The sequence below is a fragment of the Pseudomonas crudilactis genome (assembly GCF_013433315.1).
Lineage (GTDB): Bacteria > Pseudomonadota > Gammaproteobacteria > Pseudomonadales > Pseudomonadaceae > Aquipseudomonas > Aquipseudomonas crudilactis.
The window spans coordinates 1-25,894 of sequence record NZ_WXVV01000015.1 but is presented as its reverse complement, the minus strand read 5'-3'; the positions used below and the strand labels follow the sequence as shown (position 1 = coordinate 25,894).

Annotated in this window: 25 protein-coding genes; 11 read left to right on the top strand and 14 right to left on the bottom strand. The window is 59.2% G+C overall.

All coding sequences use genetic code 11. From position 1 onward, the window contains the following. Positions 1–115: 115 nt before the first annotated feature. Together GTU76_RS17335 and GTU76_RS17330 are read left to right on the top strand one after the other, a co-directional pair. On the top strand, positions 116–454 hold the full coding sequence (locus tag GTU76_RS17335) for a hypothetical protein (RefSeq protein WP_157786318.1): 339 nt from the start codon (positions 116–118) through the stop codon (positions 452–454). Between the two features lie 13 nt (positions 455–467). Next, positions 468–896, top strand: a complete 429-nt coding sequence (locus GTU76_RS17330) for a hypothetical protein (protein WP_016985947.1) — start codon at positions 468–470, stop codon at positions 894–896. Positions 897–981: 85 nt separating this feature from the next. Here the strand turns inward: GTU76_RS17330 and GTU76_RS17325 are convergent, their stop codons facing one another. Then, entirely contained in the window at positions 982–1,716 is a 735-nt protein-coding gene (locus GTU76_RS17325) for a DUF899 domain-containing protein (protein WP_180699174.1), read from the bottom strand. Positions 1,717–1,891: 175 nt separating this feature from the next. Here GTU76_RS17325 and GTU76_RS17320 point away from each other — a divergent pair, with 175 nt between their 5' ends. Then, positions 1,892–2,284, top strand: a complete 393-nt coding sequence (locus tag GTU76_RS17320) for a hypothetical protein (protein WP_007914475.1) — start codon at positions 1,892–1,894, stop codon at positions 2,282–2,284. A 122-nt stretch (positions 2,285–2,406) separates the two neighbouring features. On the opposite strand, the gene GTU76_RS17315 is transcribed toward GTU76_RS17320, so the two are convergent. The 3 genes from GTU76_RS17315 to GTU76_RS17305 form a co-directional block, all read right to left on the bottom strand. Next, positions 2,407–3,276: a DUF6279 family lipoprotein gene (locus GTU76_RS17315; protein ID WP_180699173.1), complete on the bottom strand. Its 870-nt coding sequence runs from the start codon at positions 3,274–3,276 to the stop codon at positions 2,407–2,409. 78 nt (positions 3,277–3,354) lie between these two features. After that, positions 3,355–4,071 (bottom strand): TorF family putative porin, encoded by a 717-nt coding sequence (locus GTU76_RS17310; RefSeq protein ID WP_175555053.1) that lies wholly within the window; start codon positions 4,069–4,071, stop codon positions 3,355–3,357. 204 nt (positions 4,072–4,275) lie between these two features. Further along, positions 4,276–4,464: a hypothetical protein gene (locus tag GTU76_RS17305; RefSeq protein ID WP_016985943.1), complete on the bottom strand. Its 189-nt coding sequence runs from the start codon at positions 4,462–4,464 to the stop codon at positions 4,276–4,278. A gap of 340 nt (positions 4,465–4,804) precedes the next feature. On the opposite strand from GTU76_RS17305, the gene GTU76_RS17300 reads away from it, so the two are divergent. The 3 genes from GTU76_RS17300 to GTU76_RS17290 all read left to right on the top strand — a co-directional run bounded on the left by GTU76_RS17300 (position 4,805) and on the right by GTU76_RS17290 (position 7,266). Continuing rightward, positions 4,805–5,641 (top strand): CvfB family protein, encoded by an 837-nt coding sequence (locus GTU76_RS17300; RefSeq protein WP_016985942.1) that lies wholly within the window; start codon positions 4,805–4,807, stop codon positions 5,639–5,641. A 45-nt stretch (positions 5,642–5,686) separates the two neighbouring features. Further along, positions 5,687–6,085 carry a DUF2177 family protein gene (locus GTU76_RS17295; protein WP_180699172.1) on the top strand — a complete coding sequence of 133 codons (399 nt, stop codon included), beginning with the start codon at positions 5,687–5,689 and terminating at the stop codon, positions 6,083–6,085. Positions 6,086–6,297: 212 nt separating this feature from the next. After that, complete coding sequence (locus tag GTU76_RS17290; RefSeq protein ID WP_219342185.1) at positions 6,298–7,266, top strand: DMT family transporter; 969 nt, start codon at positions 6,298–6,300, stop codon at positions 7,264–7,266. Here the strand turns inward: GTU76_RS17290 and GTU76_RS17285 are convergent. Further along, entirely contained in the window at positions 7,211–8,392 is a 1,182-nt protein-coding gene (locus GTU76_RS17285; protein WP_180699171.1) for an MFS transporter, read from the bottom strand. The genes GTU76_RS17290 and GTU76_RS17285 overlap by 56 nt on opposite strands. Positions 8,393–8,496: 104 nt before the next feature. Between GTU76_RS17285 and ptrR the strand changes: the two genes are divergently transcribed. Together ptrR and GTU76_RS30280 are read left to right on the top strand one after the other, a co-directional pair. Then, on the top strand, positions 8,497–9,390 hold the full coding sequence (gene ptrR / locus GTU76_RS17280; RefSeq protein ID WP_016985938.1) for a putrescine utilization regulator PtrR: 894 nt from the start codon (positions 8,497–8,499) through the stop codon (positions 9,388–9,390). Between the two features lie 142 nt (positions 9,391–9,532). Continuing rightward, the gene (locus GTU76_RS30280; RefSeq protein WP_007914492.1) at positions 9,533–9,661 is read left to right on the top strand and encodes a PA1414 family protein; all 129 of its coding nucleotides are present in this window, start codon (positions 9,533–9,535) and stop codon (positions 9,659–9,661) included. 105 nt (positions 9,662–9,766) lie between these two features. Here GTU76_RS30280 and GTU76_RS17275 read toward each other — a convergent pair whose 3' ends face one another. From GTU76_RS17275 to speB, 6 genes are all read right to left on the bottom strand, one after another. Beyond that, positions 9,767–10,015, bottom strand: a complete 249-nt coding sequence (locus GTU76_RS17275) for a phosphopantetheine-containing protein (protein ID WP_016985936.1) — start codon at positions 10,013–10,015, stop codon at positions 9,767–9,769. Positions 10,016–10,058: 43 nt separating this feature from the next. Continuing rightward, positions 10,059–10,784: an MBL fold metallo-hydrolase gene (locus tag GTU76_RS17270; protein ID WP_180699170.1), complete on the bottom strand. Its 726-nt coding sequence runs from the start codon at positions 10,782–10,784 to the stop codon at positions 10,059–10,061. Between the two features lie 86 nt (positions 10,785–10,870). Beyond that, positions 10,871–12,250, bottom strand: a complete 1,380-nt coding sequence (locus tag GTU76_RS17265) for a sodium:solute symporter family protein (RefSeq protein ID WP_180699169.1) — start codon at positions 12,248–12,250, stop codon at positions 10,871–10,873. 151 nt (positions 12,251–12,401) lie between these two features. After that, positions 12,402–13,904: a purine-cytosine permease family protein gene (locus tag GTU76_RS17260; RefSeq protein WP_180699168.1), complete on the bottom strand. Its 1,503-nt coding sequence runs from the start codon at positions 13,902–13,904 to the stop codon at positions 12,402–12,404. Between the two features lie 55 nt (positions 13,905–13,959). Next, entirely contained in the window at positions 13,960–14,382 is a 423-nt protein-coding gene (locus GTU76_RS17255) for a YybH family protein (protein WP_180699167.1), read from the bottom strand. A gap of 10 nt (positions 14,383–14,392) precedes the next feature. Next, positions 14,393–15,343 (bottom strand): agmatinase, encoded by a 951-nt coding sequence (gene speB, locus GTU76_RS17250; RefSeq protein ID WP_175555046.1) that lies wholly within the window; start codon positions 15,341–15,343, stop codon positions 14,393–14,395. Positions 15,344–15,739: 396 nt separating this feature from the next. On the opposite strand from speB, the gene GTU76_RS17245 reads away from it, so the two are divergent. Then, a complete protein-coding gene (locus tag GTU76_RS17245; protein WP_007914510.1) occupies positions 15,740–16,633 on the top strand; it encodes a LysR family transcriptional regulator in 894 nt (297 codons plus the stop codon). 5 nt (positions 16,634–16,638) lie between these two features. Next, positions 16,639–17,235 carry a tRNA-uridine aminocarboxypropyltransferase gene (locus GTU76_RS17240; RefSeq protein ID WP_180699166.1) on the top strand — a complete coding sequence of 199 codons (597 nt, stop codon included), beginning with the start codon at positions 16,639–16,641 and terminating at the stop codon, positions 17,233–17,235. Positions 17,236–17,356: 121 nt separating this feature from the next. Here GTU76_RS17240 and GTU76_RS17235 read toward each other — a convergent pair whose 3' ends face one another. The 3 genes from GTU76_RS17235 to GTU76_RS17225 all read right to left on the bottom strand — a co-directional run bounded on the left by GTU76_RS17235 (position 17,357) and on the right by GTU76_RS17225 (position 22,332). Further along, positions 17,357–18,718 (bottom strand): HlyD family type I secretion periplasmic adaptor subunit, encoded by a 1,362-nt coding sequence (locus GTU76_RS17235; protein WP_016985930.1) that lies wholly within the window; start codon positions 18,716–18,718, stop codon positions 17,357–17,359. Between the two features lie 10 nt (positions 18,719–18,728). After that, positions 18,729–20,888, bottom strand: coding sequence for a type I secretion system permease/ATPase (locus GTU76_RS17230; protein WP_175555044.1), 2,160 nt, complete (start codon positions 20,886–20,888; stop codon positions 18,729–18,731). An 85-nt stretch (positions 20,889–20,973) separates the two neighbouring features. Further along, positions 20,974–22,332 (bottom strand): TolC family outer membrane protein, encoded by a 1,359-nt coding sequence (locus GTU76_RS17225; RefSeq protein ID WP_175555043.1) that lies wholly within the window; start codon positions 22,330–22,332, stop codon positions 20,974–20,976. A gap of 532 nt (positions 22,333–22,864) precedes the next feature. Here GTU76_RS17225 and GTU76_RS17220 point away from each other — a divergent pair. Then, positions 22,865–25,894, top strand: a 3,030-nt coding sequence (locus GTU76_RS17220; RefSeq protein WP_180699165.1) for a retention module-containing protein, incomplete at its 3' end; no start/stop codon positions are given.

Below are 25,894 nucleotides of genomic sequence, written 5' to 3'. Positions count from 1 at the left end.
ACAGACTTCTCGCAGGCTACCCTGTGGGCGTTTTCGCATCGCTTTGGACGTTCTGGCCGAAGCGCGCATTTATCCCCTCTGAAACAAAATCATAATTCTGAGGTTATGTATGGGGATGTACATAGCGATCGCAGATGGTCTCGGGTTGGCGTTAACCAGAGGGTTGTTTGACTGCATCGTCGAGAGTACCCGGGCTTGTTGTTCAGCGAAGGATAGCGATTGCCTGCTGAAAGTTTATGAAACGCTGGATGAACAGGGTCAGAGTTTTATCTCACTACGAGACGTTGATGCGCTTTGTTTTAACGTTTTCTATGTTGCTTGTAAAAAAGCGATGAATGTCTTTTCTGAAAGCGAAGTGGGGCGGAGTGTTGCTTTTGACCATCTAGAGGGGATTCTCTGGAATTGGCGCGAAGTGTTAGCTTTGATGCGTACAGATTTCAGGTTCAGAGGATAAGGGTGACAGGCCCATGTCTGACAGCGATGTTGTCACCTGCTTCATCGGAAATGGAGGGAAGCACGAGAGCAACCTTTGGCTGCTCAGGGCGAACAGGATGAGCGAAGACGAGATTTATCGCCGTATTGGCCAGATACTGATTGACACTGCACCTGATTCAGCGACTGCAGTTATCGTTGAGGCTGAACTTTCTGCCGAGGACGATCATTGTAAATTGCTGTTTGATTATATTGATGGGGCGGGAGAGAAGGATTGGTTTAGTCCGGGAAGTCCTGAAGTGGATGTCGGTATCCATAAAAGTCTGATTGCCCTCAGAAAACTGTATAAAGCGCAAAACATGATAGCTGCGCTACCGGTCTGGAATGCGTGCGAGGTTACGTTGGATGTTGTGCTAGGCAAGTTGAAAATTGACTTGAAGTATATTGAGCCTCAAGACGATTGAAGTTTTTGATAGCGCTAAAGGGATTTACTCAAGGCAAATCCCTTGTGATGCACGCCAATGGAAAATCAGGATCTGACTGACCGTCTCATTGATCGTGGCAGCAGGCAGATTTTGCCGTACCTTCATACCGATCATGATGCCGCACCCAGTCCATGATCTCGTCTTCATTCCTGCCCTTGGGCGTGAGGTCGAGGTAGTTGTAGGCGCCGACCAGCATGTCGAGACCGCGAGCGTAGGTCGAGTAGGTGTGGAAAATCTCCCCGGCCTCATCGCGATAAAACACACTCAATCCCGGCATTTCCTCCTCGGCACTCTCAGTCTTTTCGTAGTTGTACGTAGCCTTGCCAGCAGCGACCTTTTCAGCCCGGGCGCAAACCCCGAAGTCATAGTTGAAGTCGCAACCCTCTGACGACACCCAGTCAAACTTCCAGCCCATCCGCCGTTTAAAGTCCTGGAACTCGTTGAACGGCGCATGCGAAACCGCAACCACGGCGATATCGTGATGCGCGAGATGCAGGTTGGCGCCATCGATGTGGTCACTGAGGAACGAGCACCCCTGGCAACCTTCCTCCCAGTCTTTGGCAAACATGAAGTGGTAAACCACCAGTTGGCTGTGTATGCCAAACAGGTCAGCCAGTTTCAGTTCGCCGTTCGGCCCCTGGAAATGGTAGTCCTTGTCTACCTTCACCCACGGCAGCGCGCGACGTTCAGCGCTGAGGCGGTCGCGTTCCTTGGTGAAGGCTTTTTCGTGGGCCAGATGTTTCTTACGGGCGGCGAGCCATTCTTCGCGCGATACCACCGGGTGATTCTCAACTTTCATGATGATTTCTCCTGCGGGGTTGAAACCGTCTGTTTCAGACTAGTCGTTTAACCCTGCGGGAAATCGACAGACCGCCGGTCGGTCGCCTCGGGAAATGCGGCTGAACGGCTGGGAACCGCTCAGGTCACAACCTATGAACGCGCCATAAATCACGCGCACCGGAGGTTGAATCAGGATGACGACTTACAACTGGGATTTGATTGAACGCTTGCTGCATGAAGTGCAGAACAGCGCCGGCCATAGCTTTGCCCCTCGCGCCTACGCCGAAGACTATGCGGCGGCGAAAGCCAGCGCCGGCGAGCCGATCGAGAACCTTGATCACCTGAAAACGCTGGCCTGCGACTATGAAAGGTTGTTGCTCTTGCGTGGCTACATCGCACCGCGTCCGGATGAGGAGGGCAGCACCGGAAACAATTTTGTCCTGACGCCTCGCGGCTCAAGCCTGTTGAGCCTGATCGACAGCAGCATTCCCGGCAATGATCACCCGCGTCAGGTGCTGGATGAGCAGGAGGATGCGCTGGCTGAGGCGACGTTTGATGAAGTGGCTTCCAAAGCCCAGATCGCCTGAGTTCACGCAGATCCCCCTGTAGGAGTGAGCCTGCTCGCGATAGCGGACTTCCAGTCAGCATTGATGTCGCTGGAAGTCCGCTATCGCGAGCAGGCTCACTCCTACATTGGATTCGGGTATGTTCAGGTTTTTTGCGCGGCCTTGAAGCACTTAAGGTCGTTGAAGTCTTTACGCACCCCCTCGATCTTCTTCAACAAACGCTGCCGCTGTTGCGGCGTACTTTCGGCCATCAAGTCCACTGCCAGAGAGCGTCCCTGCGCTTCGGTATCGGCGTAGGCCTTGCGGTAATCCGCTGTCCATAAACTCTCGCGATTGACCAGAAGCGTCTCGATTCTCTGTGGGAATTCGGGACTTTTGCGTTGTGCGACAGCTGCACTGAACTGCGTCTGCCAATGGGCGCGGTTGGCAATCCATTGCGTGTACTGATCGCCCAACGCGGTCGACCACGCCATGACCCGCTGCTCTTGCATGGCGCTCAAGGGGCCGAGCCAGTCGTTCAGACGTTTGACCATTCGCGCCCCGCGCTCGGCAATTTGCTGATCAAGCGGTGGTTTAAGGTATTCCTGCTGACGCTTGCGCAGATCTTTGGCAAACGCGTCATTCATCTCGGCCACTTGCTTGTCATCCAGCCCTTGCAGCAACTCGATCGCCGACGGGGTGATCTCTCGAGCGGTTTCGGCAATCGCCTGCTTGGCTTCCGCAGTGCGCGCCTGTAACGCGGCATCGGTGACCTGATTGGTTTCGACCATGGTTTGCAGGCGATCAAGCCAGTCCAGATAGCCCGGCAATTGCGTGGTGCAATGCCAGCTCAGGTGGTCCTTGAGGCGTTCGTTGAACCAGTCTTTCTGCTCGCCGTTCATGTCCAGATAGTCGCTGAGCGTCCATGGAATAATGACGTCGAGGTTGCGATAGGCCAGGCCGACGCGACTGCAAGCGCCGAGGGCGAGGGTGAAAATCAGTAGCGCGGCGATGTGTTTGAACCAGCGAGACATGGGCGAATCCTTGCGTGAGCCTGGCTTCGAGGGACTGATTCCTATGTGAACGCAGAATGAACCCGGCAGTTCAGCCGATCAATAGAACGCGCGCGCAGCCTTGAGCGTGACGAGCCCGTCGCACTGGCTGTTGTGCCCGGAATAAGCCGAGCAATCGCTGCCGCTGAGGCTGGAGTTGCTGTAGATCAGGTCGAGATCGACACCCATGAACGGCCGGGACAGTTTCACCGACCAATCGGTAAAGCTGCTGACATAACCGCCGTCCACGGCCACTGGCGTGTTCAGTTGGTGAGTGGTGTATTTCATGCTGACGCCGATGCCGAACGGTTGATTGCCGCCAAGGTCGGCAAACAACGTGTTGTTCTGTTTGTCCGGATCGTTGCTGAAGGCCACACCGAAACGGCTGCCGAGCAAGGTCAGACCACCGAACAGCTCTTGGCTGTCGAGGGTATCTACCTTGGGATAGCTGTAGTGGATCATGCCGACTTCATAGCCGAGGGTTTGATCGAAAGGTTGTTTGAAGCCGACGTAGGAATCGATTTCGAGATTCTTGCCAGGTGTGATGCCCATGCTCGGCGCGTATTGGCCAACGTAGAGGCCACTGTCGTGGCTAAGGTCGAGGCCGCCGTGGAAGGAACCGACGGCAGCCGGTTTGACCAGACCCTGGGCCATGCTGCGTGAAGGCGTGGTGCCGAGTTTGAGATCGAAATCGCCCAGTTCACGCTGGAAAATCTGCGCGTGCGCGGTCGCGCAAGCCAGCAGGCCTACAAGTGATAAACAGGATGATTTGCGCATGCGTCACTCCATGAACAGCGAGCACAGGCGGCGGGCCTGCTGAAACGCTTGATCTAGACGCGTGCAAGGATACCGGCGAATGATCGGCATTGAAGGCCGTTCGTCGATTTACAAGGATTTTTGTTTAAAAGGAGGAGTGTTGCGCGGTGCCAGTCCAGACGCTTCGAAGCTCAAAGCGCCTCTGGACGGGTGTAAAACCGGGTGTTACTTCTTGCCCAGGCTGATCTGCTTGGACGGGCCGAATGTCTGGCCACTGACGCCTTTGGCAATTTGCTGAATCTCGCCGCCGGACTTGAGGAACGCTGCGATCTGATCGTTGATCGATTCGCTGGTTTCAACGGCTGGAGCTGGCTTTGCTTTGCTGGTGGATGCTTTTACACGCATGGCGGCCATTAACCTGTAGAAAAGTAACTCGGCCAGGCATCGTACAGGAATAACTTGACAATTGCTTGGTAAATATCCCCCGGAATAACCCAGCGCTGTGCTGCATTATTCTCGATTCAATATTCGAAATATCCGCCTAACCTGCTGTTTTAAATAAAAACATTTAGCTGCTGGCGCACCGGGATGCTCAACGGTAAGCGGTTCTGCCAGCCTGACGAGCGGCACCTCAGCTCTCCCGCGAACGAGGAAAATCAAGGCGTTGAGCGGGTTTCAACAGCGCGCAGATCTGCCGCCCGACGGCCACGCCAAAAACGGGTAGAATGCCGCCCACGCAATGAGGGTTCTGGAAATGGCTTTAGTCGGGCGTTACAACAGTTTGCAAGTGGTTAAACACACTAACTTCGGTTTATATCTGGATGGCGGTGCCGACGGCGAGATTCTTTTGCCCAACCGTTATATCCCGAAAGATATTCCGACCGAAGATGAAGATTGGCTCAACGTATTTGTTTATCTGGACAGCGAAGACAAACTTCTCGCTACCACGGAAAAACCCAAAGTTCAGGTCGGCGAATTTGCCAGTCTGAAAGTTGTTGAAGTCAACAGCATCGGTGTGTTCCTCGATTGGGGGCTGCCGAAGGATCTGTTGCTGCCGTATTCCGAAGAAAAGCGCCAGATGACCGCCGGCGAATACTGCGTGGTGCACGTCTACCTCGACAAGCACACCCGCCGCATCACCGCCACTGCGCGTCTGGATCGCTACCTCGACAAGACCCCCGCCAACTACAGCCAGGGTCAGGAAGTTGATTTGCTGGTTGCCGAAGCCACTGACATGGGCTTCAAGGCGATCATCAACAACAAACACTGGGGTTTGATCCACAAGAATGAAATCTTCAAGTTCATGCGCGCCGGCATGAGCGAGAAGGGCTACATCAAGGAAGTCCGCGCCGACGGCAAGATTGCCTTGAGCCTGCAACCGGTTGGTCAGGAAGCGGCCAGCAGCCTGAACTCGAAGATCCTCGCCAGGTTGCGCGACAACAGCGGCACACTGCCGGTCAGCGACAAGAGCGATCCAGCGTTGATCAGCAGCCTGTTCGGCGTCAGCAAAGGCAACTTCAAGAAGGCTATCGGCGCGCTGTACAAGGAAGGCAAGATCGTCATTCATGCTGATCGCATTGAACTAACCTGAGCCATGGGTGGCCCATCCTGCATGGGCACACACGAGGTCGGGTCGATGAAAAAAGCGCTGATTGGCTATGTTGCAACGCTGTTGACGTTCCTGCTGCTCGACGGCGTCTGGCTCGGCCTGTTGATGGCGCCGACCTATCGCGAACTGCTCGGTTCGCTGATGCTGGAAAAACCGCTGCTGGTTCCCGCAGCGGTTTTTTATTGCCTGTATGTTTTCGGGTGTGTGGTGTTTGTGGTGCTGTCGGCCGTGACATGGCAATGGGCGGCGAAGCGGGGCGCATTGTTAGGACTGGTAGCTTACGGCACGTATGACCTGACCAATTGGGCGACGTTGCGTGGCTGGTCGGTGCAGGTGACGTTGATGGATTGGGCATGGGGAACGTTTGCCACGGCTGTGGCTTGTGCTGTTGGTTTTTTGTTGGCGAGGCGGTTTGCCACGGTCTGATCCGAAATGCGGGTTGGCGGTGCGGACCTCTTCGCGAGCAAGCTCGCTCCCACAGGGAAATGCGTTCAATTGTGGGAGCGAGCTTGCTCGCGAATGGCGGCGCAGCCGACAGCCATTCACCCCTGCCGCCACTGAAGAACTAAATGTCTTTTCCAGACGGCTTTTTCCGTCCGACTGATTGATAATCCCCAGCATTGTTTTCTGACCATTGGATGGCCTGCCATGTTGTGTGTGTTCGAGGTGTTGCGGTGATTGGCGAGCGGCGGAACGCCGACAGTTTTGCCCTGCAAGTGATGGTCGGCCTCTGCCTGATCTGGGGCGTGCAGCAAGTGATGATCAAATGGGCGGCGCCGGACATTGCGCCGGTGATGCAAGCGGCGGCGCGCTCCGGAATTTCTGCGTTGCTGGTCGGTTTGCTGATCTGCTGGAAGGGCGGCTGGGATCAGGTTGGCGTGACCTGGCGTGGCGGGCTGCTGGCCGGTGCGCTGTTCGGTCTGGAGTTCTTCTTCATCGCCGAAGGTTTGCAGCTGACCACCGCCGCACACATGTCGGTTTTCCTCTACACCGCACCGATTTTCACCGCGTTGGGTGTGCATTTCCTGTTGGCCAGTGAGCGCCTGCGACCGCTGCAATGGCTGGGCATTCTGCTCGCGTTTATCGGCATCGCGATTGCCTTCGCCGGCGGTGTGTCGTGGGACAACCTTGACCGGCGCATGCTGCTCGGCGATGCCTTTGGCGTGCTGGCTGGCGCCTGTTGGGGCGCAACCACAGTGGTAGTGCGCGCCTCGCGGCTGTCGGAAGCACCGGTGACGCTGACCTTGTTCTATCAGTTGATCGTCGGCTTCCTCGGCCTGCTGCTGATCGCGCTGTTCAGCGGGCAGATCACCCACGTCAGCCTGACCCCTGTGGCGGTGGCCAGCGTATTGTTTCAGGGGCTGGTGGTGTCGTTCTTCAGCTACCTGATCTGGTTCTGGTTGCTGCGCCGGTATCTGGCAGCCAACCTCGCGGTATTTTCGTTCATGACGCCACTGTTCGGCGTCACCTTTGGCGTGTTGCTGCTCGGCGAACAGTTGACTGTTAACTTCGTGGTCGGCGCCGTGCTGGTGCTGCTCGGTATTACCTTTGTCAGCGCCGAGCAGTGGCTGCGTCGGCGTTTGCGCAAAGCGCTGGGCCAGCGCTAGCCGACTGCATCGCCAGGCCGCCGGCAATCAGCAAGCCGCTGCCGGCGATGATCAGCGCCGGCTGCAAGCCACCGCTGAAATGGCTGCTCAGCGCCGCCAGCAACGGGCCGCTGAGTTGGCCGACGGCGAAGCACGCGGTGAGCATGCCGGCATTGCGCTGGGTGGCGTGCGGCGCCAGTTCCCGCGAGCGCTGCATGACCAGTTGCATGCAGGCGAGGAATGGCGTGCCGCAGAGGATCACCCCCAGTGCGAGGCCGATGCCGCTGCCCAGCAGACAGGCGAACACGCCTGCCGCTTGCAGCCACAACGTCGCCATCAACCAGTGCCGGGTGGTTGCGGGATCGTGACGCCGCAGGCTCACCAGCAACACACCAAGCGCCGCAGCCAGACCAAAGCAAGGCCAGAACAGATCCGCCTGCCATTGTCCGTGAAACTGCGCATTAGCCATTTGCGACAGGAAGGTCGCCGGAATGATGTAGCCGACGCCGTAAAGTGCATAGATCAAGGCCAGCCGTCCAATGCCCCGATTCGATGGACTGACTGGCGCTGCAACCACCGTTGCCGTTGCGACAGGCGTTGGCAGCAGTCGCCATACGCCCAACATCATCACCAACGCAGCCGCTGCATAAATCAGCCACAACGTTGCGGACGTCTGATTCAGTAGATGTGAGACCAGCGCCAACAACCCCGTCAGAAAAATCCCCAAACCCGGTCCGGCAAATACCAGAGCGCCCAAACGTGGACGACCCGCTGCGGCTGCCAAGGGTTGGCTTAAAGACGTGATCATCACCAGAACCCAGGCACTTGCCACTCCGGTGCCAAAACGCAGCGCCAGGTGCGACCAGAAACCATCGGCCCAAAACGACGCCAGGGTCAGCAGCACGCACAACCACAAGCCGCCGTGCAGGCGCCGCTGAACCTGCTGCGGGCGATGCGCGAACATCGCGTCGACCGCGCCGAGCAAGTAGCCGAGGTAGTTGGCCGCCGCAATCAGACCGGCGGCCGTCAGGTCGATCTGGCCTTCGCTGAGCAGGTGTGGCATTTGCGGGGTGAGGGCGAAACGCCCGATACCCATGGCCATCATCAGGGCCACGAAGCAGGCGGATAAGCGAATCAGGGGCGACATGGTCGGGATTCCTTTGAAGGATCAATGACCGTCAGGCTAGGACTGATTGACTTTCTTTAAAATTGAATAATAGTGAGTAACTTGTTCTGTTATGGAGAAAGGTTGTGGAGTTCAGCCAACTGCGGATCTTTCAGGCCGTGGCCGAGGAGGGATCAATCACCCGCGCCGCCGAACGCCTGCACCGGGTGCCGTCGAACCTGTCGACCCGGCTCAAACAGCTCGAAGAACAACTCGGTGTCGAGCTTTTCGTCCGTGAGCGTCAGCGTTTGCAGCTGTCGCCTGCGGGAAAAGTCCTGCTGGACTACACCGGCAAACTGTTCGCCTTGCGCGATCAGGCCAGTGCGGCGGTGATGGGCGGCAAACCGGCCGGCGATTTTGCGTTGGGCACCATGTACAGCACGGCGGCGATTCATCTGCCGGCGCTGCTGGCGCGTTATCACAAACAGTATCCAGCGGTGAATCTACAGGTGCAGTCAGCGCCCAGTGGGGAGTTGCTGGAGGGCTTGCTCACCGGCCGTCTTGATGCCGCGTTGGTCGACGGCCCGCTGGAACTGGCCGGGCTCGACGGCGTGCCGTTGTGCGAGGAGCGGCTGGTGCTGATCACTGAAATCGATCATCCGCCGGTGCGCAGCGCGCGGGATGTTGAAGGGCGTTCGGTGTTCACCTTTCGTCGCGGCTGTTCCTACCGCATGCGCCTGGAGGCGTGGTTTTCGCACTATCACGCGACTATGGGCCGGGCGATGGAGATCGAGTCGTATCAGGGCATGCTCGCCTGCGTGATTGCCGGCAGTGGCGTGGCGTTGATGTCGGAGTCGATGCTGGCCAGTCTGCCGGGGCGCGATAGCGTCGCGGTGCATCCGTTGGCCGAGCCATTTGTGGCTGCGACAACATGGCTCATGTGGCGCAAGGGCATGGTCGGCGCCAACCTCAATGCCTGGATCGAGGTGCAGCAGGCTGTCTATCCTGCGGCTCAGATCGAAACCCGGGAAACAGCCTGAACCAATGGCGGCATATTCTGTTCAATTCAGTAACAGATCATTGCGGATTTGGCCGAGCATTGCGTAGGACTTCGGACTATTATCAGTGCGAAGCGACCTCAGAATTCCGGCCGCTCAGCACCACCCTGAAGGGGGCATGACGATGAAAGAGAAAATTCAAAACTGGCTGCACGATTTGGGTGTTGCCCTCGGTTTGATCGAACCGCCTCTACAACCTGTACCGATCCGCACCGATGACGAGCAGCGTCGCCGTCAACAACGGCGCCGGTAACGCCCCCGATCCGAGATCAAGGATTCAAGATCAATAGATCGCAGCTTTCGGCAACTCCTGCATAAGTCGGTGTAGGAGCTGCCGCAGGCTGCGATCTTTTGCTTTTCAGTGCCGCCCGATTTCCAGCAAAAACCGGCTCAAGTCATTCGCGGTCTTCGCGGTCTTGAGCATGCGGTCTTCCTCGGCGGTGAACGCCGTCAGTCCGAATTCATCTTCCAGATGGAAGATCAGATCTTCTATATCGGCTTTCTCCAGGCCCAATTGCACCAGACTGGTGTTGTCGGTGAATTCGCGGGTTTCCAGCAGACGCCGGATATATCGATGCACGGCGGCACGCACGGCAGCTCTTCTCATGGCAGATTTTTCTGATGGTTGTTGTGCTTGAGTGAAGCAGGCCTCAGGCGTGGCCGCGTAACCACTGGTCAATCATCGAGCGCAAATGCTCCCCGGAAAAGCTGCCGAAATGCCCGCCATGCACGGTGCGTATTGGCAATTTCTGCAAACGCCGCAGACTGGTGGCGTAGTCCTGCAGATCGGAGTGGTAGGCGTCTTCGATCAGCGGGCCGTCGTAGATGATGTCGCCGCTGAACAGGGTTTGCGTCGCCGCCTCATACAGGCTGATCCCGCCCGGCGAATGCCCCGGTGTGTGCAGCACCTGCAGCGTGCGATTGCCCAGATCGAGCACATCGCCGTCCTCGACAAACCCGGTGGCCGGCGCGGCTTTGACCCGGTATTCGGCGTAGCACAACGGGCAATCCGGGTGCGCCTCGAACATGTCATCGCCGACGAAGGCGCGGCTCAAGTCGTTTTCGCCATCCGGCGCGGCAAGAATGTCCGCCTCGGCGCGATGCACCAGCCGTTCAGCGAACTCATGATGCCCGGCGATGTGGTCGAAATGGCAATGACTGGCCACCGCCACCAATGGGCGCTCGGTAATCCATGGCAACTGCTCGCGCAGGCTGACCAGCCCCGATCCGCTATCGAGCAGCAAGTCTTTGTCGCGACCCTGAACGTGCCACAGATTGCAGCGGTAGAACGGTCGAATATACGGCTCATGAATCAGCCGAACGCCATCGCTCAGATGCTGCACCTCAAACCACTGATCGCGAGAAACGATCTTCATCAGTACTTTTCTCCCGGCGTAAAAAAACGAGTGTGGCAACCGACGCCACACTCGTCGAAGAAAGCATCAAGTCGTTATGTTTCAGCTTAGATCGCGCGAGCCACCGAGACAGGACGGCGCGAGGCGAGGCTCACCACCACAAAACTCACCAGACCCACAGCCAGGCTGTAGTAGATCGGCGTGTTGGCGTCCAGACCGTCCTTGAACATGAACAGCAGCGCGGTGGCAAAACCCAGGCCCATGCTGGCGATGGCGCCGGCGGTGGTCGCGCGTTTCCAGAAGATCGCACCGATCAGCGGGATCAGCATGCCGCCCACCAAGAGGTTGTAAGCGAGGGTCAGGGCGCTGATGACATCGTTCACTACCAACGCGATACCCAGTACGACAACACCGGTCAGCAGGGTGAACAGGCGGTTGATGCCCAGGCTCGACTGTTTGCCGCCACGCAGTTTCGGCAGCAGGTCTTCCGTTACGGTGGTGGCAGCGGCGAGCAGGCCGGCGCTGGCGGTGGACATCATCGCAGCGAGTGCCGCAGCGATCACCAGACCCCGAATGCCGTCCGGCAGCGACAGTTTGACGATGGCGGCGAAAGCGTTGTTGACGTTGTCCAGATCCGGGATCAGCACATGCGCAGCCATGCCGATCAGCGCGCAGGCCAGGCCGTAGACGATGCAGTAGATGCCGGCGATGCTGCCGGCATATTGCGCGACTTTCGCGGTCCTGACGGTGAACACCCGTTGCCAGATGTCCTGACCGATCAGGATGCCGAAGAAGTAGATCATGAAGTAGGTGATGATCGTGTCCCAGCCGATCGTGGTGAAGCTGAAGGCAGTGGCCGGCAGTTTCAGCACCAGTTCGTCCCAGCCGCCGACGCGGTACAGGCAGATCGGCAACAGGATGAACATCAGGCCCACGGTCTTGATGATGAACTGGACGATGTCGGTCAGGGTCAGCGACCACATGCCACCAATCGCCGAGTAGATCACCACGACGCCACCACCGACGAGTACCGAAACCCAGAATGGCAGGTCAAACAGCACTTGCAACACGGTGCCGATCGCCAGGATCGAGGTCACGCCGATCATCAGTGCGTAGGCCAGCATGATCGCCGCGCTCGCTGAGCGGGCCATCGGGTTGTAGCGTTTTTCCAGGACCTGGGTAACGGTGTAGATCTTCAGTTTCAGCAACGGTTTGGCGAGGAACAGGTTCAACGCGACGATGCCGCAACCCAGAGCCGCGCACAGCCAGAAACCGGAGATGCCATGCACGTAGCCCAGGCGCACGGTGCCGACGGTGGACGCACCACCGAGCACGGTCGCAGCCATGGTGCCCATGTACAGGCTTGGGCCGAGGTTACGACCGGCAACGAGAAAGTCCTCGTTGGTCTTGGCCTTGCGCATGCCGAAGTAGCCGAGCAAGAGCATGCCGGCGGCGTAGATGAGGACGACGAATAAATCCAAAGCCATGATGGCGTGTCTCCGATTGTCTTTTTTATGTGAGGCTGAATTCAGTCTCCTGTGGGAGCGAGCTTGCTCGCGAAGGCGGTCTGTCAGTCACTTCAATGTTGAATGTGCTGAAGTCTTCGCGAGCAAGCTCGCTCCCACAGGGGGATCTGCGTCAGGCGGCCTGACGCAGTTGAGGTTTTACTGCGGCTTCACGCCGGGCATCCGTCGGGCCGAACACTTCGCGCGGTTCCGGGAACAGGCTCAGCAGCGTCAGGTACACCACCGAGGCCAGGCCCAGGGTCACTGGCAAACTGATGTCGATGCCGCCGGCCATTTCACCCAGCGGGCCGACGAACTGCCCCGGCAAATTGACGAAGCACAGGCCAACCGCCGCGCTCGGGATCCATGCGCCCAGACCGCGCCAGTTCCAGCCGTGGCTGAACCAGTAGCGTCCGCCTTGCTCGCCACGGGTGAACACTTGCAGGTCATCCGGGCAATAGAAGCCGCGACGCACCAACAGACCGATGATCATGATCACCATCCACGGCGTGGTGCAGGTGATGATCAGCACGGCGAAGGTCGACACGCTCTGCACCAGGTTCGCCGCAAAACGGCCGATGAAAATGAAGGCAATCGACAGCACGCCGATCAGCAGCGTCGCTTTCACCCGCGACAGCACACGCGGGAACACGCTGGACATGTCCAGCCCGGTGCCATACAGCGAAGTGGTGCCGGTGGACATGCCGCCGATCACCGCAATCAGGCACACCGGCAGGAAGAACCAGCTCGGCGACACCGCCAGCAAACCGCCCACGTAGTTGTTCGCCGCGATGTAGTCCGGCGCCTTGATCGCGACGATGGTCGCGGTGCTCAGGCCGAACAGGAACGGGATGAACGTGGCGATCTGCGACAGCACCACCGCCGCCATGATGCGTTGCTTGGAGGTGTCACGCGGGATGTAGCGCGACCAGTCGCCGAGGAACGCGCCGAAGGAAATCGGGTTGCTCATCGCTACCAGCGCGGCGCCGATGAACGCGGCCCAGAAGCCTGGCTGACCGAGGTTCACCGTACCGGCGTAGTTCACATCAAAAGGACCGGCGAAGGCGAAGATGCCCAGCAGGAACAACAGGCTGGCGCTCCACACCGCGATCTTGTTCACCCACAGCAGAAAGCGGAAGCCGTAGATGCACACGGTCAGCACCAGAATCGCGAACAGACCGTAGGCCAGGCCCAGGGTCAAGTCGGTTTCCGGCAGACCGATCAGGCGTTTCGCACCTCCGATCAGCGCATCCCCCGAACTCCATACCGAGAGCGAGAAAAACGCGATAGCGGTCAACAGCGACAGGAACGAACCGACGATCCGCCCGTGCACACCGAAATGCGCACCGGACGACACGGCATTGTTGGTGCCGTTGAGCGGGCCGAACAGGCCCATCGGTGCGAGGATCAGCGAGCCGAGCAGCACGCCCAGCACAATCGCCCAGACGCCGGCCTGAAAAGACAGACCGAACAGCACCGGGAAACTGCCGAGCACGGCGGTGGCAAAGGTATTCGAACCACCGAAGATCATCCGGAACAAGTCCGTCGGGCCTGCGCTGCGTTCGTGGTCCGGGATCTGTTCGACCCCGTGGGTTTCAATCTGCGTAAGGCTTTGGTCGTTGTTGTTGTTATTCATGATCTGCTCCGATCATAAAGGCGCGCTCATCGTGCGTGAGCGTCACCTGTCTTGGCTAAGGGGATGGCAGCCCTTCCGGCATTGCGGACAAATGTTCGTGACAGGCCAGCCAATGGCCTTGTTGTTCTAGGCTCGACGTTTGTTTCTTGAAAACAATCGTCTCGCGCTCCTGGCTGAAGTGTTGCTCCCCTTGCATGCGCAGCTCGGTGGCCACGTCATGGATGAAAATCGCCACGTCACCTTGCAGGCTGACGAAGGCGTTGCTTGAGGTGCACGCCAGCACCTCGAAGCCATCCTCGGCGCGCCAGCTGTCCCACAAGGCCTGATAGGCATCGCGCGACAGCAGCGGCTGTTCGAGGGTGTAGAAAACGAAACTCGCATCGGTGCTGAACGCGCCGAAGTAAGCCTCGCGATCGTTACGGGCGAAGGCGGCCACCAGCTCGGCGGCCGCTTGCAAAACCTGATCACGTGCGTTCATGACCCGACCCTCAGCGATGGACCACGCCAGGCAGTACGCAGAGCATTTCGTACAGCAGGTTGGCGGCCAGCAGCGAGGTGTTGCCGGTGGTGTCATAAGCGGGCGAGACTTCTACCAGATCGCAGCCGATCAGGTCGAGGCCTTGGCAGCCACGGATGATTTCAATCGCCTGAATGGTCGTCAGACCACCGATTTCCGGGGTGCCGGTGCCAGGGGCCCAGGCCGGATCGATGCCGTCGATGTCGAAGCTCAGGTACACCGGGCCGCCGCCGACTTTCTCGCGCACTTCAGCCATCAGCGGTGCCAGCGACTTGTGCCAGCACTCTTCGGCCTGAACCACGCGGAAGCCCTGATCGCGGCTCCAGTTGAAGTCTTCAGCGGTGTAACCCTGGGCGCGCAGACCGATCTGCACCACGCGATCGCAATCGAGCAGACCTTCTTCGACAGCGCGACGGAAGGTCGTACCGTGGGCGATTTTCTCGCCGAACATGTGATCGTTGACGTCCGCGTGGGCATCGATGTGCACCAGACCGACCTTGCCGTGTTTTTTATGGATCGCACGCAGGATCGGCAGGGTGATGGTGTGGTCGCCACCCAGGGTCATCGGGATCACGTTGTGCTCGAGGATATTGTCGTAGGCTTCTTCGATGATGCGCACGGCGTCGAGCAGGTTGAAGGTGTTGATCGCCACGTCACCGATGTCGGCGACCGACAGCGAGTCGAACGGCGCAGCGCCGGTGGCCATGTTGTACGGGCGGATCATCACCGATTCGGTGCGGATGTCGCGTGGCCCGAAGCGGGTGCCGGGGCGCAGGGAAGTACCGATGTCCAGTGGCACGCCAACGAAGGCAGCGTCCAAACCGGCAGCGGTCGGTACATGGGGGAGTCGGAGCATGGTGGCGATGCCGCCGAAGCGCGGCATTTCGTTGCCGCCCAGTGGTTGGTGAAGAATCTTGTCCACGGGTAAGGCCTCATCGTCTTTGTTTTATTTATGTCGGCGCGCCGTGGAGCACAGGTTCGGACGCCGCTGTGGGGCCGATGATGCGAAATGTAGTGCGGGGAAAGAATCGCTACGGGCAAAAACTTAGTTCAGATTTTTCTAAACTAATGAAGACTCTGGGATTAGACTTTGGCGGGTTCAAGATAGTGATCGGCTGGATATCGCTGCCCTCACCCCAGCCCTCTCCCGAAGGGAGAGGGGGCTGATCTCCATGGCTTTCAAATCCTGAGATCGACTCGATATCGCAGGTCGGCGTAAATCCTCATAACAACCCGGTCGGCTCCCTCTCCCTCCGGGAGAGGGCTGGGATGAGGGAAGGTTCTATCAGGCAACACATCTCTAAAGCCCGGAGCAGACATGGCCAACGCTTTACCCGACCTGAAACTGTTGCGCATCTTCGTCAGCGTCGTCCGTCATCAGGGTTTTGCCAACGCCCAACAGGAACTCAACCTGTCGACCTCGGCGATCAGCACCTACATGAGCCAGCTCGAAGCCGCGCTCGGCCTGGTGCTGTGCCATCGCGGGCGCGGCGGCTTCAGCCTGACCAGCAAGGGTGAGCTGTTCCATCAGGAAACCCTGCGCCTGCTCGCCGAACTCGAAGGCTTCGAGCAATACGCCGCCGCGCTCAAGGGCGAACTGCGTGGCACGCTCAACCTCGGCGTGATCGACTCCACCGTCAGCGACAAGGCCTTGCCGTTCGCCGAAGCCATCGGCGCCTACAGCCAGGAACACCCGGCGGTGCATTTGCATCTGTCGGTGATGAGCCCGTACGAACTGCAACTCGGCGTGCAGGACAACCGCCTCGATCTCGCCATCGGTGCGTTTTCCACGCGCATGAGCGGTCTGATCTACATGCCTCTGTATCGCGAGCAGCACTGGCTGTATTGCAGCAGCCGGCACCCGTTGTTCAACGAACGGCGGATTCCCGAACAAGTCATCACCCAGCAACGCATGGTCGGGCGCGGTTACTGGAGTCAGGCGGAACTGGCGCGGCACGGTTTCAAACACAGCGCCGCCACCGTGGAAAGTATGGAGGCACAGCTGATTCTGGTGCTGTCCGGTGCCTACATCGGTTATTTGCCGGAGCACTACGCTCAGGCCTGGGCCGACAAGGGTGACCTGCGCGTGTTGCTGCCGGCGACCTTCGGTTACCAAGCGCCGTTTTCGATGATCATGCGCCGGGGCCGCAGCCGTGAGCCGCTGATCCAGACCTTCCGTGATTTGCTCAAAGCACAGCTCAATCAGGCTTAAGACAGATGTCCAGAATTCAATGCCCGCGCTGCCTGCGCCCCCAAACCCATTGTCTGTGCCCGCTGATCCCGAGCCTCGACAGCCGCACGCGGGTGTTGCTGTTGCAGCATCCGAGCGAGGTCAGTCATGCGTTGAATACCGCGCGGTTAGCGGCGCTGGGGTTGAGCAATGCCGAGCTGATTGTTGGCGAGGTGTTCGAGGATTTGCCGACGCTGCTGAACCGTCCGGGCTATCGGGCGCGGTTGTTGTTTCCCGCTGATGATGCGCAGCCGATGCAGGCTTACGGCGAGTCCGATGAACCACTGTTGCTGGTCGTTCCGGATGGCACTTGGCGCAAGGCGCGCAAAATGTTGCACCTCAATCCTCTGTTGGCGGCGTTGCCGCGGGTGACGCTGGCCGAGGGTGGGGTGTCGCGCTATCGCTTGCGCAAGGCACCGGGGCCGGGGGCGTTGTCGACGATTGAGGCGATTGTGCAGGCGTTGCATACGCTGGAGCCGTCGGCGTCATTCGAGCCGTTGCTCAAGCCGTTCGAGGCGTTGATCGAGGGGCAGATTGCGGCGATGGGGGAGGAGACCTTCCAACGTAACCATGGCGATAGATAGGCGTTGATTGTGCCGGCCTCTTCGCGAGCAAGCTCGCTCCCACAGGGGAACGCGTTCCAATATGTGGGAGCGAGCTTGCTCGCGAAGGCGCCAGATCAATCACCGCAAATCTCAACAATGACTAGCGCTCACGCATCGCCTCGGTCCGCGCTTTCAGCACCGGTTTCAACAGATAATCCAGGACACTTTTCTCCCCGGTAATAATGTCCACCGTCGCCACCATCCCCGGAATAATCAGCAACGGCTTCACATCCCCGCCCAAATGGTTTTTATCGGTACGCACCTGAATCAGATAAAAACTGTTGCCCTTGTCATCGGTAATCGTGTCCGCACCGATCAGTTCCAGTTTGGCGCTCAGCCCACCATAAATCGTGTAGTCATAAGCACTGAACTTGACCATCGCCTTCTGCCCCGGATGCAGGAACGCGACGTCCTGCGGCCGCACTTTAGCCTCGATCAACAGGTTGTCTTCCAGCGGCACGATTTCGACCATGTCGCTGCCCGGTTGGACCACGCCGCCGATGGTGTTGACCTTCAATTGCTTGATCACCCCATGCACCGGTGAGGTCACGGTGGTGCGGGTCACGCGGTCGTCGATGGCGATGCTGGTCGCGGTGATTTTCGACAGGTCGGTGCGTTTCTCATTCAGCTCTTTCGCGGCCTCGGAACGGAAGGTCTGTTCCGACTCGTCGATCTTGCTGCGTATCTCGGCAATCGCCGATTCGGCGCGGGGAATCGCCAGAGTGGTGGCGTTCAGCGAGCCACGGATTTCCACCGCGCTGCGTTTGAGGCGGAGGATTTCCACGGGTGACACCGCGCCGGTTTTCACCAGCGGTTCGGACATGTTCATCTCTTGCTGCAGCAGCGCCAGACTCGAGCTGAACTGACCTTGCTTGGAGCGAAACTCGGCAAGTTCCTGAGTCTTCTGCCGCAGTTGTTCGCTCAACGTGCGCTGCTCACTGGCCAACCGGCGCTGGCGTTGTTCGTACAGTGAGCGTTCGTCCTCGGCGACTTGCGGCGCCTTGGCGATGACCTCATCGGAGAGCTTGAACGGCCGGCCCTCGGCCTCCGCCGACAGCCGTTCGACCTGCGCCGTCAACGCATAACGATCCGCCTCACTCTCACCCTTGTTCGAGCGGAAACGCGTGTCATCCAGGCGCAGCAAGGTGTCACCCTTGTTAACCATTTGCCCTTCACGCACAAAGATCTCGGTGACGATGCCGCCTTCAAGGTTCTGGATCACCTGAACCTTGCTCGACGGAATCGCCTTGCCTTCGCCCATGGTCACTTCTTCGAGCACGGCGAATTTGGCCCAGACCACCGCGCTGATCAGCAGCGCCGCCGCCAGCCACACGGTGATCCGCGACCAGCGCGGTGAATCCTGCAATGAAGCGCCAGCGGTTTCCGGCATGAATTCGGCTTCGGCGCTTTTGCCGAAACTGTCGAAGTAGCCGCGATCTTTGCTATCGGAGGAAGCAGACATGGGGCAACTCCTAAACCGCCGCCGAGCCGACACGGCCCTTGCGCAGTGCATCGATGACCGCTTCTTTCGGACCGTCGGCGACGACCCGGCCGTTGTCCAGCACCAGCAACCGGTCCACCAGACTCAGCATCGAAGTGCGGTGGGTGACCAGCAGCAACGTTTTGCCTTGCACCCAGCCGTGCAGCTTCTGCCGCAGTTGGTCTTCGCTGCTGTTGTCCATGGCACTGGTCGGTTCGTCGAGCAGCATGATCGGCGGGTCGAGCAGCAGCGATCGCGCCAGCAAAACGGCCTGGCGTTGGCCGCCGGAGAGCAATTGTCCGCGCTCGCCCACCGGCCGATCGAAGCCTTGCGGATGCTGGCGAGCGAGTTCGGTAACGCCGGTCAGTTCGGCGACTTCGAGCATGCGTGAATCGCTGATGTAGCGCGCGCCGAGGGTGAGGTTGTCGCGCAAACTGCCGGCCAGCAGCGGCAGATCGTGGGCGACATAACCGATCTGCTGGCGCAGGTCAGCGACATCGAGTTGGCGCAGGTCGAGGCCGTCGAGCAGTAGCTGGCCTTCCTCAGGTTCGTAAAAGCCCATGACCAATCGCGCCAGGGTACTTTTGCCCGAACCGCTGCGGCCGATGATGCCGACCCGCTCACCGGGTTTCAGGCTGAAGCTGACATTGCTCAGCGCCGGCGCATTCTGGCCGTTGTAATGAAAGGTCACGCCGCTGACGTCCAGCGCACCTTGCAGTTGCGTACGTTCCAGCGGCCGCTGTTTGCCGTCGCGTTCCTGCGGCAGAGCCATCAGCGCATCGGTGCTTTTCATGGTCAGTTGTGCTTGCTGATAGCGGGTGATCAGCCCGGCAATCTGCCCCAGCGGTGCGAGCACGCGGCTGCCGAGCATGTAGCTGGCGACCAGTGCACCGACGCTGAGGTTGCCGGCGATGATGCTGTAGACTCCGGCGACAATCGTCGCCATCCCCGAGAATTGCTGAATGAACAGCGTGCCATTGGTGGCCAGTGCCGAGAGATTGCGCGCATGGCTGTCGAGGCGGGTGAGGGCGCCGTGGGTGCTTTCCCATTTGTGCTGGCGCTCGCTTTCGGCGCTGCAGGCCTTGAGGGTTTCCAGGCCACCGAGGGTTTCGATGAGTACCGCTTGGCGTTCGGCGCCGAGGCTCAGGCTCTTTTGCACGGTGTCACGCAGGCGCACCTGAATGATCATTGCGAAGAGGATAGTGATCGGAAACGCCAGCAGGGGAATCACCACCAGCCAGCCGCCGAGCAGGCCGATCACTACCAGCATCAACACCACGAAAGGCAGGTCGATCAGACTGGTCAACGTCACCGCCGTGAGAAATTCACGCAGGCCCTGAAAGTCATGAATGCTCTGGGCGAAACCGCCGATGGTCGCCGGCCGTGCCTTCATCGACATGCCGGTGATGCGCTCGAACAATGTGGCGGAAAGGATCACATCGGTTTTCTTGCCGGCAGTGTCGAGCAAGTGCGCACGCACCACCCGCAACACCAGTTCAAACCCGGTGCCGATCAACAACCCGATCGACAGCACCCACAAGGTCGAGGTGGCCTGATTCGGCACCACGCGGTCATAGGTCTGCATGACGAACAGCGGCACCATCAGGCCTAGCAAGTTGATCAGGAAACTGGCGAGGATCGCATCGCTGTAGAGCCATTTCGACAGCTTCAGGGTGTCGCGAAACCACGCATGCACTCGTGGCACCAGCGGTGAACGGAGGTCTTCGAGTTCGTGGCGCGGCCGAGCGAACAAGGCCTGACCGCTGTAGTGCTCAGCGAGTTCTTCACGGTTGATCCATTGCTCGCCGCCATCGGCTTCGCTGGGCAGGATCAGTGCTTTGCCGTCGTCGCCGAAGCGCCGTAAAACAGCAGTGCGACCGTCGTTGAGCAGCAGCAGAATTGGCAGATTAAGTGGCGAGATGTCTTTCAGCTCGCGGCGCAGAATACGCGCCTGCAACCCGGCCCGGGCGGCTGCGCGGGGCAGCAGATCCAGACTCAGGCGCTGTTTGTTGAGGGGAAGCCCCGCACTCAGGCTGGCGCGACTGACTGTCGCGCCATGCAGTTTGCAGAGGATCAACAGACCGTCGAGTAACGGATCATCGAAGCTCAGCCGCGGATCGACCCCGGTGTGGCCGGGTTCCATGCTGGTCATATTGATCGCTCCCCTGTTACCGCTTCATTGATCGTACCCACGCTCTGCGTGGGAACGATCGGGGCAAAGCTAGCTCCTGCGCCGTTTATTTCAGTTCGGGCAGGCGCGCTTCGTTTTTCACTTCGGTCGCAGCGATCGCATCGGCCGGCAGCACCACCCTTTGTTTGCTCAGCAACTGGCCCATGTTCGCCAGCACGCGGTACATCGAATACTCCTCGGTGTAGCGGATTTCGGTGTAGCGACGGTTGGCGTTGTAGAGCTCGTTTTCACTGTCGAGCAAGTCGAGCAAAGTCCGTTGGCCGAGGCCGAACTGATCCTGATAGGCCGCGCGTACGCGTTTGGTGGTTTCCGCGTATTCGCGGGCGGTCGGGGTCTGTTTCTTCGCGTTAAGCATGGCGTTCCACGCCAGGTGAATGTTCTCGTTCAACTGACGCAGGGCGTTGTTGCGGATATCCATCGCCTGGTTGATCTGATGCGCATCGGAGGCCAGACGTGCCTTGTCACTGCCGCCACGGAACAGGTTGTAGTTCATCACCACACCTACACGCCATTCGTTGTCGTGGCCTTCATCGCCCTGCACGTTGTTGTTCGCACCGACTGCGGCTTCAGCATCGAAACGTGGATAGAACGGCGACTTGGCGACTTCGTACTGGCTCTCGGCCGATTGCACATCAGCCTGCGCCGATTTCAGATACGGGTTGTTTTCGACCATGCTCTGCTGCGCTTCCGGCAGGCTGGTCGGCAATTCGCCACGGGTCGAAGCCGGGGTTTCCAGTTCATCGGGCATGCGCCCGACCACGCTGTAGAAGTTCGATTCGGCGTCCGCCAGATCGACTTCGGCGGTGTCGAGGTTGTTTTGCGCCAGCGCTTTACGAGCGACCGATTGATCGGAATCAGCGGTGCTGCCGACGCCGCGCTCGGTGCGCAGGCCGATCTGGTCGTTGACCCGCAAATGCGCCTGCAGGTTGTTCCTGGCCAGGGTCACCAGTTCGCGACGCTTGAGCACTTCGAGGTAAACCTCGATGGTACGCAGGGCCAGATCCTGGGCGGTGCCTTGCGCGTAATACGCGCGCGAATTCGACACGCCTTTGGTGCGCTCGACTTCGTTGGCAGTGTTGAAACCGTCGAACAGCATCTGCCGCAGGCGCAACTCGGACTGGGTGTAATTGAGGATTTCGGTGTGGTGATTACCGAAGGCCCGGGTGTTGGTGTTATCGCTGTAGCCACGGCCATACGCAGCGTTCAAATCGACCGACGGATAGAAGCCGCCCTTGGCCACTTTGATTTGTTCATCAGCCGACAGGCGGGCGTCCACGCGCGAGGCCAGTTCCGGGTGAGTGGCGATGGTGCTTTGTATTGCTTCGGTGAGGTTCATGGCCTGGGCTTGAGAAGTGCAAGCCATGGCCAGCAAAACCGCGCTGCAGAGGGGGGTTAGAACGCGCATGGGTGCATCTCCCTGAGTCCTGATGGTGTGTTACTGTCGCCAAATATTTGACGATATTTATAGGTCTAAGCGTTTCACTCTTGTAACAACAGAGCTAAGAACATCCTAGAGCGTAGCTAAGAAAAATTTTTCATAAGCCTTATGCCGAAAAAAACTTATGCGCTTTGTAAAAAACGGCACATTGTTCAGCATGAAAGCCTTTGTTTTATGCGCTTTAGGGAGCGCAAAAAGGCTTGAGGAAAGTTCCACTCACTTTGCGACATACGGCGAAGTACTGCTGAAGGGGAGGGACGCGTAACGGTTGATGAGCGACAGATTTTTGTCACTCGGGTGATTCACCACCGTTACGTAGCGTTAGTAGGCGTATGGCTTTGATCAGGATGCGGAAGTGCTTGATAGCACTGATGTTTCCGAAAGAAGCCACCTGCGAAACGAACTGTCGAAGGTGCGAGCGTCGCCTGCGACAACCCGATTGAGCCATGGGCTGCTTCGCTTACCAGTGCCGACGGTGGTCGGCAGCGGAGGATTTCACATGGCAACGCTCATCGGGATAGTCACTAAAGTCATTGGCCAGGTTTTCGCCCAGTCAGCCGACGGTATTAAACGCGCACTGGTTGAGGGGGATCGCCTGTATGCCGGCGATCAACTGATCACCGGCGCGGAGGGCGCCGTCGCCGTTCATCTGCAAAACGGCCAGGAACTGACCCTCGGACGCGGCAGCAGCATGACCATGACCGGTGAACTGCTGGCGGGTCAGGCGGCGCATGTCAATGCTGCGGAGGCTGTGACCCCGAGCGACGCGCAATTGACTGACGTCGAGCAGATCCAGAAAGCCATCGCCGCCGGTGACGACCCGAGCAAAACCGCTGAAGCCACTGCGGCCGGTCCGAATGCCCCGGGCGGCGCACCGGGCGAGGCGGGCGGCGGCCACAGTTTTGTCCTGCTGACGGAAGTCGGTGGACGCGTCGACCCGATCATCGGTTTCCCCACCGCCGGGTTCGGCGGTATTCCTGAGTTCCCTGAAGAACGCCACAACGCGGTGATCGACAACGGCGATGACACCCCGGCTGTCGTAGTGCCGCCACCGGTCAACAATCCGGTGACCCTCACGGGCCTGAACGTGGCGGGTGGCGAACTCAATCTCAATGAAGCCAATCTGCCTGACGGTTCGTCGGCCAACCCGGGTGCACTCACGCAAAGCGGCAGCTTTACCGTGTCGGCGCCGGACGGTCTGACCAGCCTGAGCATTGGTGGCATCAATGTCATCGTTGGTGGCGTGCCGATCGGCTTTCCGCAATCGATCACCTCGCAACTGGGCAACACCCTGACCATCACCGGTTACAACCCGGCGACTGGCGTTGTCAGCTACAGCTACACCCTCAACGGCAACGAAAGCCACGTGGCCGGTGACGGCGCGAACAATCTCAGCGAACAGTTCACCGTGATTGCCGGCGACAGCAATGGCGACACCGCGACCGGCACGCTCGACGTCAACATCACCGACGATGTGCCAAAAGCCTTTGATGACAACAATGGCACGGCGTCTGAAACGCAGCTGACACTGACCGGCAACGTGCTGACCAATGATGTGCAAGGTGCTGACCGTGTGCCCACCGGGCCCGTCACTCCAGGCACTTTCACCGGCACTTACGGCACCTTGGTACTGAATGCCAACGGCACTTACACCTACACGCTCAACACCAACGATGCCGACTTCAAAAACCTGCACGGTGGCGGTAACGGCACGGAAACCTTCGCCTACACCATCACCGATTCGGACGGTGATACCAGCACCGCCAATCTGGTCCTGCAGATTCATAACAACGACGACCCGGTGGTCATCAATGGCCTGAACGTCGAGGGCGGCGAGCTGACGGTCTACGAGAAAAACCTCAGCGACGGCAGCGCTCCCGACTCCACCGCGCTGACCCAAAGCGGCACGTTCACCATCACTGCACTCGATGGCGTAACCACGCTGACCGTCGGCGGCATCGCCGTCGTGACCAACGGTGTGGCCGCAGGTTTCCCACAATCGATCACCACACCGCTGGGCAGCACACTGACCATCACGGGTTTCAACGCCACCACCGGCGTGGTCAGCTACAGCTACACCCTGGTCGACAACGAAGCGCATCCAACCGCCAACGGCGCGAACAATCTGCCTGAGCAGTTCGCGGTCACCGTGGTCGATGACAACGGCACCACCGCCAATGCCACCCTCGACGTAAACATCGTCGACGACCTGCCCAAAGCCGTAGATGACAGCAACACCGGCACCGCATCGGAAACCTTGCTGACCCTGACTGGCAATGTCCTGACCAACGATGTGCAAGGCGCCGACCGTGTAGCGACCGGCCCGGTCACTGCCGGTACTTTTACCGGGACTTACGGCACCTTGGTGCTGAATGCCAACGGCACCTACACCTACACGCTGAACACCAACGATGCCGACTTCAAAAACCTCCACGGCGGCGGCAACGGCACTGAAACTTTCGCCTACACCATCACCGATTCGGACGGTGATACCAGCACCGCCAATCTCGTGCTGCAGATCCACAACAACGACGATCCGGTGATCATCAACGGCCTCGACGTCAATGGCGGTGAACTCACCGTCTACGAGAAAAACCTCAGCGACGGCAGCGCTCCCGACTCCACCGCGCTGACCCAAAGCGGCACGTTCACCATCACTGCACTCGATGGCGTCACCACGCTGACCGTCGGCGGCATCGCCGTCGTCACCAACGGCGTCGCCGCAGGCTTTCCGCAATCCGTGACCACTCCGTTGGGCAGCACACTGACCATCACCGGTTTCAACGCCACCACCGGCGTGGTCAGCTACAGCTACACCCTGGTCGACAACGAAGCGCATCCAACCGCCAATGGCGCGAACAACCTGCCTGAGCAATTCGCCGTCACCGTGGTCGATGACAACGGCACCACCGCCAATGCCACCCTCGACGTGAACATCGTCGACGATTTGCCAAAAGCCGTGGATGACAGCAACACCGGCACCGCATCGGAAACCCTGCTGACCCTGACCGGCAACGTCCTGACCAACGATGTACAAGGTGCCGACCGCGTACCGACCGGTCCGGTAACCCCAGGCACTTTCACCGGCACTTACGGCACCTTGGTCCTCAACGCCAACGGCACCTACACCTACACGCTGAACACCAACGATGCCGACTTCAAAAACCTGCACGGTGGCGGTAACGGCACGGAAACCTTCGCCTACACGATCACCGATTCGGACGGTGATACCAGCACCGCCAATCTCGTGCTGCAGATCCACAACAACGACGATCCGGTGATCATCAACGGCCTCGACGTGAATGGCGGCGAACTCACCGTTTACGAGAAAAACCTCACGGACGGCAGCGCGCCCGACTCCACCGCGCTGACTCAGAACGGCACGTTCACCATCACTGCGCTGGACGGCGTCACCACCCTGACCGTCGGCGGCATCGCCGTCGTCACCAACGGCGTCGCCGCAGGCTTTCCGCAATCCGTGACCACTCCGTTGGGCAGCACACTGACCATCACCGGTTTCAACGCCACC

Bases quoted from the DNA above. Each gene is read 5' to 3' on its own strand.
- GTU76_RS17235 (WP_016985930.1), bottom strand. From the start codon at position 18,718: ATGTCTGCTTCCTCCGATAGCAAAGATCGCGGCTACTTCGACAGTTTC.
- GTU76_RS30280 (WP_007914492.1), top strand. From the start codon at position 9,533: ATGAAAGAGAAAATTCAAAACTGGCTGCACGATTTGGGTGTTGCCCTC.
- GTU76_RS17290 (WP_219342185.1), top strand. From the start codon at position 6,298: ATGGCCTGCCATGTTGTGTGTGTTCGAGGTGTTGCGGTGATTGGCGAG.
- GTU76_RS17310 (WP_175555053.1), bottom strand. From the start codon at position 4,071: ATGCGCAAATCATCCTGTTTATCACTTGTAGGCCTGCTGGCTTGCGCG.
- GTU76_RS17230 (WP_175555044.1), bottom strand. From the start codon at position 20,888: ATGACCAGCATGGAACCCGGCCACACCGGGGTCGATCCGCGGCTGAGC.
- GTU76_RS17225 (WP_175555043.1), bottom strand. From the start codon at position 22,332: ATGCGCGTTCTAACCCCCCTCTGCAGCGCGGTTTTGCTGGCCATGGCT.
- GTU76_RS17295 (WP_180699172.1), top strand. From the start codon at position 5,687: ATGAAAAAAGCGCTGATTGGCTATGTTGCAACGCTGTTGACGTTCCTG.
- GTU76_RS17265 (WP_180699169.1), bottom strand. From the start codon at position 12,250: ATGGCTTTGGATTTATTCGTCGTCCTCATCTACGCCGCCGGCATGCTC.
- GTU76_RS17320 (WP_007914475.1), top strand. From the start codon at position 1,892: ATGACGACTTACAACTGGGATTTGATTGAACGCTTGCTGCATGAAGTG.
- GTU76_RS17260 (WP_180699168.1), bottom strand. From the start codon at position 13,904: ATGAATAACAACAACAACGACCAAAGCCTTACGCAGATTGAAACCCAC.
- GTU76_RS17285 (WP_180699171.1), bottom strand. From the start codon at position 8,392: ATGTCGCCCCTGATTCGCTTATCCGCCTGCTTCGTGGCCCTGATGATG.
- GTU76_RS17330 (WP_016985947.1), top strand. From the start codon at position 468: ATGTCTGACAGCGATGTTGTCACCTGCTTCATCGGAAATGGAGGGAAG.
- GTU76_RS17255 (WP_180699167.1), bottom strand. From the start codon at position 14,382: ATGAACGCACGTGATCAGGTTTTGCAAGCGGCCGCCGAGCTGGTGGCC.
- GTU76_RS17275 (WP_016985936.1), bottom strand. From the start codon at position 10,015: ATGAGAAGAGCTGCCGTGCGTGCCGCCGTGCATCGATATATCCGGCGT.
- GTU76_RS17245 (WP_007914510.1), top strand. From the start codon at position 15,740: ATGGCCAACGCTTTACCCGACCTGAAACTGTTGCGCATCTTCGTCAGC.
- GTU76_RS17325 (WP_180699174.1), bottom strand. From the start codon at position 1,716: ATGAAAGTTGAGAATCACCCGGTGGTATCGCGCGAAGAATGGCTCGCC.
- GTU76_RS17240 (WP_180699166.1), top strand. From the start codon at position 16,639: ATGTCCAGAATTCAATGCCCGCGCTGCCTGCGCCCCCAAACCCATTGT.
- GTU76_RS17270 (WP_180699170.1), bottom strand. From the start codon at position 10,784: ATGAAGATCGTTTCTCGCGATCAGTGGTTTGAGGTGCAGCATCTGAGC.
- GTU76_RS17305 (WP_016985943.1), bottom strand. From the start codon at position 4,464: ATGGCCGCCATGCGTGTAAAAGCATCCACCAGCAAAGCAAAGCCAGCT.
- GTU76_RS17315 (WP_180699173.1), bottom strand. From the start codon at position 3,276: ATGTCTCGCTGGTTCAAACACATCGCCGCGCTACTGATTTTCACCCTC.
- GTU76_RS17300 (WP_016985942.1), top strand. From the start codon at position 4,805: ATGGCTTTAGTCGGGCGTTACAACAGTTTGCAAGTGGTTAAACACACT.
- GTU76_RS17335 (WP_157786318.1), top strand. From the start codon at position 116: ATGTACATAGCGATCGCAGATGGTCTCGGGTTGGCGTTAACCAGAGGG.